This window comes from Mycobacterium sp. E740, assembly GCF_001672895.1.
Taxonomy (GTDB): domain Bacteria; phylum Actinomycetota; class Actinomycetes; order Mycobacteriales; family Mycobacteriaceae; genus Mycobacterium.
Window position 1 is genome coordinate 21,805 of the sequence record NZ_LZKP01000212.1, and the last position, 8,253, is coordinate 30,057.

Below are 8,253 nucleotides of genomic sequence, written 5' to 3' on the forward strand. Positions count from 1 at the left end.
GGGGGATTGCGTCGGCTTGAAGGGGAGCGTGCGGTGGATCTGTCGGCGATAACCAGACCGGTCGGACGGTTGGTGGCCACCGCCCAGAACGGGCTGGAAGTGCTGCGCTACGGCGGACTGGAAACCGGCGCCGTTCCCTCGCCGTTCCAGATCATCCAGAGCGTGCCGATGTACCGGCTGCGGCGTTACTTCCCGCCCGACACCAGGCCCGGCGCCAAGCCGCCCGGTCCGCCGGTGCTGATGGTGCACCCGATGATGATGGCCGCCGACATGTGGGACGTCACGCGCGACGACGGCGCCGTGGGCATCCTGCACAAGGCGGGTATCGATCCCTGGGTCATCGACTTCGGCTCGCCAGACAAGGTCGAGGGCGGCATGGAACGCACGCTCGCCGATCACGTCGTGGCCCTGAGTGAGGCCATCGACACCGTCAAGGAAGTCACCGGCCGCGACGTGCACCTGGCCGGCTACTCCCAGGGCGGCATGTTCGCCTACCAGACCGCGGCCTATCGCCGCAGCAAGGACCTCGCCAGCATCGTCGCGTTCGGAGCGCCGGTCGACACGCTGGCGGCGCTGCCGATGAACATGCCGGCCAGCATCGCGCCCGCGGCTGCGGACTTCATGGCCGATCACGTCTTCAACCGCATCGACATTCCCGGCTGGCTGGCACGGACCGGCTTCCAGATGCTCGACCCGATCAAGACCGCGCAGTCGCGCTTCGACTTCCTGCGCCAGCTGCACGACCGCGAAGCGTTGCTGCCGCGCGAGCAGCAGCGCCGGTTCCTGGCCTCCGAAGGCTGGATCGCCTGGTCGGGTCCCGCGATCGCCGAACTGCTCAAGCAGTTCATCGCCCACAACCGGATGATGAGCGGCGGCTTCTCCATTCACGGTGACCTGGTCACGCTGTCGGACATCGAATGTCCGGTGCTGGCCGTCGTCGGCGAGGTGGACGACATCGGCCAGCCGGCCTCCGTGCGAGGTATCAAGCGAGCCGCCCCCAAGGCTGATGTGTACGAATTCTGTATTCGCGCCGGGCATTTCGGCCTCGTCGTCGGCTCGAAAGCATCCACTCAGACGTGGCCGACGGTCGCGCAATGGGTGAAATGGATCGATGGCGGGGGGGAGCGGCCCGACGGTGTGTGCACGATGCCGCTGCAGCAGGCGGAACGCAACGAAACGGGCGTGTCGTTCACGTCGCGGATCGCGCACAGCACCGCCGCGGCCACCGAGATGGCGTGGACTCTCGCCCGCTCGGCGGCAGATGCGGTCGTGGGCGCGAACAAGTCCGCCCGGGCGCTGGCCGTCGAGACGGCCCGCACGCTGCCGAGGCTGGCCAGGCTCGGCCAGATCAACGAGCACACCCGCATCTCGTTCGGCCGGATCCTCTCCGAGCAGGCCCGCGACCTTCCCGGCGGGGACTGCCTTCTGTTCGACGGCCGGGTGCACACCTACGAAGCCGTGGACCGTCGCATCAACAACGTCGTGCGCGGTCTCATCGAGGTCGGTGTCCGCCAGGGCGCGCACGTCGGTGTGCTGATGGAGACCCGCCCCAGTGCGCTGGTGGCGATCGCGGCGCTGTCGCGGCTGGGCGCGGTGGCGGTGCTGATGCCGCCCGACGCCGATCTGCCCACCGCCGCCCGGCTCGGCTCGGTGTCGGACATCATCGCCGACCCGAGCAACCTGCAGGCCGCCCGCCAACTCGACATGCGGGTGCTGGTGCTCGGCGGCGGCGAGTCTCGCGACCTCGACGTCCCGGCCGACGCCGACGTCATCGACATGGAGAAGATCGACCCGGACGAGGTCGAACTGCCCGGCTGGTACCGACCGAATCCCGGCCTGGCGCGCGACCTCGCGTTCGTCGGCTTCAGTTCGACCGGCGGCGAACTCGTCGCCCGGCAAATCACCAACGCCCGCTGGGCGATCTCGGCGTTCGGGACCGCGTCGGCGGCCAACCTCAGCCGCGCCGACACGGTCTACTGCCTGACCCCGTTGCACCACCAGTCCGGGCTGCTCGTCGCGCTGGGCGGTGCCGCCGTCGGCGGCTCACGGATCGCGCTGTCCCGCGGTCTGCGGCCCGACCGGTTCGTCAACGAGATCCGGCAGTACGGCGTCACCGTGGTGACCTACACGTGGGCCATGCTCCGCGACGTCATCGACGACCCGGCCTTCTCTTTGCACGGCAGCCACCCGGTGCGCCTGTTCATCGGTTCGGGCATGCCGACCGGGCTGTGGAAACGCGTGGTCGAGATATTCGAGCCGGCGAACGTCGTCGAGTTCTTCGCGACCACGGACGGGCAGGCGGTGCTGGCCAACGTCTCCGGCGCCAAGATCGGCAGCAAGGGCCGCCCGCTGCCGGGCGGACGTGAACTCGAACTGGCGGCGTACGACCCCGAAGAGGACCTGATCCTGGAGGACGACCGCGGGTTTGTGCGGCGGGCCGACGCCGACGAGGTCGGAGTCCTGCTCGCCCGCCCGCGCGGTCCGGTCGACCCGACGGCGTCGGTGAAGCGCGGGGTCTTCGCTCCCGCCGACACGTGGGTGTCGACGGAGTACCTGTTCCGCCGCGACACCGATGGCGACTACTGGCTCGTCGACAACCGGGCAACGGTAATCCACACCGACCGGGGCTGCGTCTACGCGTCGACCGTCAACGATGCGGTCAGCTGCCTCGGTGCCGTCGACCTCGCGGTCACCTACGGCGTGCAGGGCAAGGACCGCCAGTTGGCCGTCACCGCGCTGGAACTGCGCCCCGGCGGCAGTATCCCGTCGGCCGATCTTTCCGAGGCGCTGGCCGACCTCGCCGTCGGGAACCCACCCGACATCGTTCACGTGGTGTCGAGGATGGCGCTCAGCGCGTCGTACCGACCGCTGGTCAGCCCGCTGCGGGCCGAAGGCGTGCCTAAGCCGTCGCGTAACGCCTGGTACCTCGACCCCGATACGAATCGGTACAAGCGGCTGACCGTGGCGGTGCGCTCCGAGCTCGTCGACGGCGACCGAGGTTGACCTGCCGCCTGGTCGGGGCGCTGTTAGGCTCCCGCTGGCGGCCTGTCGCCACTGAGCTGGAGGACTGATGACATCGCGAACCGCAACGCCTCGCCTCTTCGTGAGCAGCGTTGCCGCTGCCGCAGTGGCCGCCACGCTGTTGACCGGTCTCGCTGTGCCGAACGCGACCGCGCAGCCCACGGACCCGAAGTCGTGCACCGGTGAGGACTGCAAGCAAGAAGTCGACCAGGTGACGATGACGGCGGACCAAGCACTCGCGATCATTCAGAACGAGTACGCGCAGGGCGACGGAGGTGGCCAACTCTCCCAGCTCATCGACGACGTGATGAAGCTTCGGGCACAGGGATTCCGTCCGTCGAACGCCAACAAGCTCGCTATTCAAAACGCGCTCGCGCACCGGCCGAACCAGACGCCGCTCGTTGAAGCGCTCAAGGAAACACTGGCCTATCAGCGGAAGCTGCAGGCGCGTGCCGCTCAGGCCGCGGCCGACAAACCCGTCGCCGGCAATGTGCCCGTCATCCCCGGCATGACGATGCCGGTCGGCTGATCCGTCGTGGCGCTCGACTCGAAACTTCTCGAGATCCTGGTGTGTCCGCAGGACCGCGGGCCGCTGCTGCTCGTCGATGCGGACTCACCCGAGTATCTCTACAACCCGCGATTGCGCCGGGCTTACCGCATCGACGACGGCATCCCGGTGTTGTTGATCGACGAGGCTGTCGCCGTCACCGACGACGCGGAACACCAACGGATGCTGGACCGCGCGTCAGGCCAAGCCGGGTAGCTCGCCGGTGAGGTAACGCTGCAGGTTGGGCGCGATGATCTCGACGATCTGCTCCACCGGCAACGATTTGAACGGCTCGAGTTCGAGGATGTAGCGGGCCATCACCACACCCACCAACTGGCTGGCGACGAACTGCACCCTGAGCCGTCCGGTGCCGGGCGGGTCGTCGACGCGGGAACCGACCTCCTTCGTGACGACGTCCTGCAGGAACGACCGCACCAGCGACGGGTCGTTGCCAGCCAGAATGGAGCGCAGCGTCGCGATGAACCCCTTGCCCAGTTCCGAATCCCACAGCGGCAACAGCAGCGACGGCAAGGTGTGACCGATTTCCTCGACCGGGACCCGCTGCAGCGGACCGAGGACCTGCATCGGGTCGATCGGGATGTGGATGGCCGCCGCGAACAGCTGGGTCTTCGTCCCGAAGTAGTGGTGCACCAACGCGGGGTCGACGTCCGCGGCCGTGGCGATGGCGCGAATCGAGGTCTTGTCGATTCCGTTGCGGGCGAACAACTCCCGTGCGCTGGACAGAATGCGCTCACGGGTGTCCGACGGGCCGGGTGGACGGCCCGGGCGCTTGCGTTCTGCGTTGGTGGTCAACGGTGGCTACGGTGTCCTGCGTCGAAGAGTGGCGGCCGCGAGGCAGAGCGCTGCGATCGCGAACCCGACGACCACCGCGATGTCGCGCACCACGGTGAAGGTCGGCTCGGCGTACGCGCCGACCTGTTGCAGCGCCTCCAGAGCGTAGCTTGCCGGCAGTACGTTGCTGATCCACTGCAGCCATTCGGGCAGCGCCGCGCGGGGCACGATGATGCCGCACAGGAGAAGCTGCGGGATGATCACCACGGGCATGAACTGCACGGCCTGAAACTCGGTGCGCGCGAACGCACTACACAACAAGCCGAGGCCCACTCCGAGCACCGCGTTGATGATCGCGATGGTGAACACCAGCACCGGGCTGCCTTCGGTGTGTAGGCCGAGGAACACGTACGAGACTATGCACGCGAGCGTCGCCTGCGCCGCAGCCGCGATCGAGAACGCGGTGCCGTACGCGGCGAGCAGGTCGATCCGGCGCAGGGGAGTGGTCAGGATTCGCTCCAGCGTGCCCGAAACCCGTTCGCGCTGCATGGTGATCGACGTGATCAGGAACATCACCACGAGTGGGAACACCCCGAGCATGACCAAGCATGCGGTGTTGAATGCGGACGGTACGCCGGGCCGGTGCGGGTCGTCGGGAAACATGAAGTAGAGCAGCGTGATGACCAGACTCGGCACGACCAAGATCATCGCGACGCTCCGATGGTCTGCCGCCAGCTGACGCAGGATGCGACCCGTGGTGGCGAGATACGCCTGCGGGCTCAGCCGGCCTCGGCCCGGGGAGCGTCGGTGCTGTGCCTGATGACTGAGAGAAACGCTTCCTCCAGTGACTGACATCCGGTGTCCTCTCGTAGCTTTGCGGGTGTGGTCTGGGCAAGCAGTCGGCCCTCACGCATGAGCAGCAGGTCGCCGCAGTGATCGGCCTCGTCCATGACATGGCTGGAGACGATCAGCGTCGTGCCCCGGGCGGCCAGCCGGTGAAACTGCTCCCACAGGTCGACGCGCAACACGGGATCGAGGCCGACGGTCGGTTCGTCGAGGACCAGCAGGTCCGGCTGGGACACCAAGGCGCACGCCAGCGAAATACGGGTGCGTTGACCGCCGGAGAGGTTGGCGCACAACGCCGTTCGATGGTCGGTGAGCCCGACGGCGGCCACGGCGTCGTCGGCGGCTTCGGGCGGGGCGCCGTAGAGCGCGGCGAAGTAGCGGGCGTTGTCGATGACGCGTAGGTCGTCGTAGATGGTGGGGTTCTGGGTGACGTAGCCGACGCGGTGCCGAAGCGCCGCCGAGCCGGCCGGCTCGCCGAGCACCGTCACGGTGCCCGCGGTGATGATCTGGGTGCCGACGATGCTGCGCATCAAGGTCGTCTTACCGCATCCGGAAGGCCCCAATAGCCCGGTGATCGTCCCCGGTGCGATCCGCAGGTTGATGTCGTCGAGTGCGAGGCGCTTGCCACGCACCACCTTCAGGCTTTCGATCGCGACGGCCGGTGTGGCGGCGCTTCGAGAGAATTCATCATCTGATGAAGTCATCATGTGATGAATATGCTCCGCCTGAGTCAGCCCTGTCAATGGTCTCCGTAGGATGCGTGAGCGGTGACTGCTGAACTCTTGTCGGTCGACCCGTTGACCGCTGCCCGCCGCCTGCTCGGTGCTGACCTCACCGCGCGTGGCGTGAGCGCGATGGTCGTCGAGGTCGAGGCCTATGGCGGCCCGCCCGACGGCCCGTGGCCCGATGCGGCCGCTCATTCCTACCGCGGCCCCGGGCCGCGGAACCGGGTGATGTTCGGCCCGCCCGGACGCCTGTACACCTACCGCAGCCATGGGATCCATGTGTGCGCCAACGTCGTCTGCGCAACCGACGGCGTCGCCGGTGCCGTCCTGCTCAGGGCGGCCGCGGTGGAGTCCGGCCTCGGCGCCGCCCATGCCCGGCGCGGCGAGTCGGTTCGTCCCGCCGCACTGGCGCGGGGACCGGGCAACCTCTGCGCAGCGCTCGGAATCATCATGGAGGACAACGGAATCGACCTGTTCGACCCGGACAGCCCGGTTCAGCTGACGCTCGGCGAGCAGTACGTCGCGGCGGCAGGCCCACGGGTCGGCGTAAGCAAGGCCGCCGACCGGCCGTGGCGCCTGTGGCTGGCGGGCCGGCCCGAGGTGTCGGCCTACCGGCGCAGCCCACGGGCACCGACTCCCGGTGCAAGCGACTAGTACGGAAAGATCGCACGCATGGGTACGTCGATCCTCGACGAATTGGAATGGCGCGGGCTGATCGCGCAGTCCACCGACCGCGAGGCGCTGGCCGAGGCGCTGGCCGCCGGGCCCATCACGGTGTATTCCGGCTTTGACCCGACCGCTCCGAGCTTGCATGCGGGCCACCTCATTCCGCTGTTGACTCTGCGCCGTTTTCAGCGGGCCGGGCATCGGCCGATCGTCCTGGCAGGCGGTGCCACCGGCATGATCGGCGACCCTCGCGATACCGGGGAACGAACGCTGAACACCGCGGACACCGTCGCGGACTGGGCCGACCGGATACGCGGTCAGCTCGAGCGCTTCGTCGAGTTCGATGACTCCCCGGCGGGCGCGGTGGTGGAGAACAACCTGTCGTGGACCGGTCCGCTCTCGACCATCGAGTTCCTGCGCGACGTCGGGAAGTACTTCTCGGTGAACGTGATGCTCGACCGCGACACCGTGCGGCGGCGCCTGGACGGGGAGGGAATCTCCTACACCGAGTTCAGCTACATGCTGCTGCAAGCCAATGACTACGTTCAGCTGCACCGACGCTACGGCTGCTCCTTACAGATCGGCGGCTCGGATCAGTGGGGCAACATCATCGCCGGGGTCAGGCTGGTCCGGCAGCAGGACGGCGCGAGCGTTCACGCACTGACCACGCCGTTGGTCACCGACTCAGAAGGCAAGAAATTCGGAAAGTCGACCGGCGGCGGCAGCCTGTGGCTCGACCCCGAGATGACCAGCCCGTACGCCTGGTACCAGTACTTTTTCAATACCGCCGACGCCGACGTCGTGCGCTACCTGCGATGGTTCACTTTCCTTCCGCCCGAAGAACTGGCTGAGCTGGAGCAGGCCACCGACGAGCGCGCCCACGAACGCGCGGCGCAGCGGCGACTGGCACGTGAGCTGACGACACTCGTGCACGGCGACGCGGCGACGCGCTCCGTCGAACACGCCAGCCAGGCGCTGTTCGGCCGCGCCGAGTTGACCGCGCTGGACGAGTCAACGCTGGCCGCGGCGCTGCGCGAGGCCAGCAACAATCAGGTCGCCGAGCTGAAACCGGGCGGCGCCGACGGCATCGTCGACCTTCTGGTGGCGAGCGGATTGTCACCCAGTAAAGGGGCCGCGAGGCGGACCGTCGCCGAAGGCGGCGCCTACGTCAACAACGCCCGGATCGACAGTGAAGACTGGGCTCCGCAGCCGGCCGACTTCCTCCACGGCCGCTGGCTCGTGCTGCGCCGCGGCAAGCGCAACATCGCGGGCATCGAACGGATCGGCTGAAAAAGCTTCTCGGCCGCGGCGGGAACAATGTCGGCGCGTGCCGCGTTGGACACTTCGTTGGGAGTCAACGCACCCCGGTGCGCGTGACGGGCTTCATCTTGAAAAACCCGTTCTATCAGGCCATTTGACTCCCAAGTTTCCCTCACGTAACTTGTTGATTCGTCGCTGCGACACGGGCCCAGCCCGAAGAGCGCGGCGGCTCCCAGAGGGAAGCCCCACTTCGGTGGGTTCCTGAGCGTCCGCACTACGAGTACGCGGCTTCAAAGCCGCGGGCTAGTCGCGCGGCCGTGCGGGTGTGTTGTTTGAGAACTCAATAGTGTGTTTGGTGGTTTTTGTTTGTTGTTGTTTTTTGCCATGCCCTGTTTT

Annotated in this window: 8 protein-coding genes; 5 read left to right on the plus strand and 3 right to left on the minus strand. The window is 67.6% G+C overall.

Annotated elements, in window-relative coordinates; all coding sequences use genetic code 11:
• The first annotated feature begins 33 nt into the window (after positions 1-33).
• The 3 genes from A5663_RS20555 (at position 34) to A5663_RS20565 (ending at position 3,784) form a co-directional block, all read left to right on the plus strand.
• Positions 34-3,003 (plus strand): acyl-CoA synthetase, encoded by a 2,970-nt coding sequence (locus A5663_RS20555; protein ID WP_068153547.1) that lies wholly within the window; start codon positions 34-36, stop codon positions 3,001-3,003.
• A 124-nt stretch (positions 3,004-3,127) separates the two neighbouring features.
• Positions 3,128-3,550: a hypothetical protein gene (locus A5663_RS20560; RefSeq protein ID WP_231976853.1), complete on the plus strand. Its 423-nt coding sequence runs from the start codon at positions 3,128-3,130 to the stop codon at positions 3,548-3,550.
• 6 nt (positions 3,551-3,556) lie between these two features.
• Entirely contained in the window at positions 3,557-3,784 is a 228-nt protein-coding gene (locus tag A5663_RS20565; RefSeq protein WP_068153552.1) for a Trm112 family protein, read from the plus strand.
• On the opposite strand, the gene A5663_RS20570 is transcribed toward A5663_RS20565, so the two are convergent.
• Genes A5663_RS20570 through A5663_RS20580 form a run of 3 tightly spaced genes read right to left on the minus strand, consistent with a single transcriptional unit; the run spans position 3,767 to position 5,913 of the window.
• Positions 3,767-4,381: a TetR/AcrR family transcriptional regulator gene (locus A5663_RS20570; protein ID WP_068153554.1), complete on the minus strand. Its 615-nt coding sequence runs from the start codon at positions 4,379-4,381 to the stop codon at positions 3,767-3,769. The genes A5663_RS20565 and A5663_RS20570 overlap by 18 nt on opposite strands.
• A 6-nt stretch (positions 4,382-4,387) precedes the next feature.
• Positions 4,388-5,215 (minus strand): ABC transporter permease, encoded by an 828-nt coding sequence (locus A5663_RS20575; RefSeq protein WP_082974284.1) that lies wholly within the window; start codon positions 5,213-5,215, stop codon positions 4,388-4,390.
• Positions 5,140-5,913 carry an ABC transporter ATP-binding protein gene (locus A5663_RS20580; RefSeq protein WP_068153558.1) on the minus strand — a complete coding sequence of 258 codons (774 nt, stop codon included), beginning with the start codon at positions 5,911-5,913 and terminating at the stop codon, positions 5,140-5,142. Before A5663_RS20580 ends, A5663_RS20575 begins: the two co-directional genes overlap by 76 nt.
• Before the next feature lie 60 nt (positions 5,914-5,973).
• Between A5663_RS20580 and A5663_RS20585 the strand changes: the two genes are divergently transcribed.
• Together A5663_RS20585 and tyrS are read left to right on the plus strand one after the other, a co-directional pair.
• A complete protein-coding gene (locus A5663_RS20585; RefSeq protein WP_068153560.1) occupies positions 5,974-6,585 on the plus strand; it encodes a DNA-3-methyladenine glycosylase in 612 nt (203 codons plus the stop codon).
• Between the two features lie 18 nt (positions 6,586-6,603).
• On the plus strand, positions 6,604-7,887 hold the full coding sequence (gene tyrS, locus A5663_RS20590; RefSeq protein ID WP_068153562.1) for a tyrosine--tRNA ligase: 1,284 nt from the start codon (positions 6,604-6,606) through the stop codon (positions 7,885-7,887).
• Positions 7,888-8,253 lie beyond the last annotated feature (366 nt).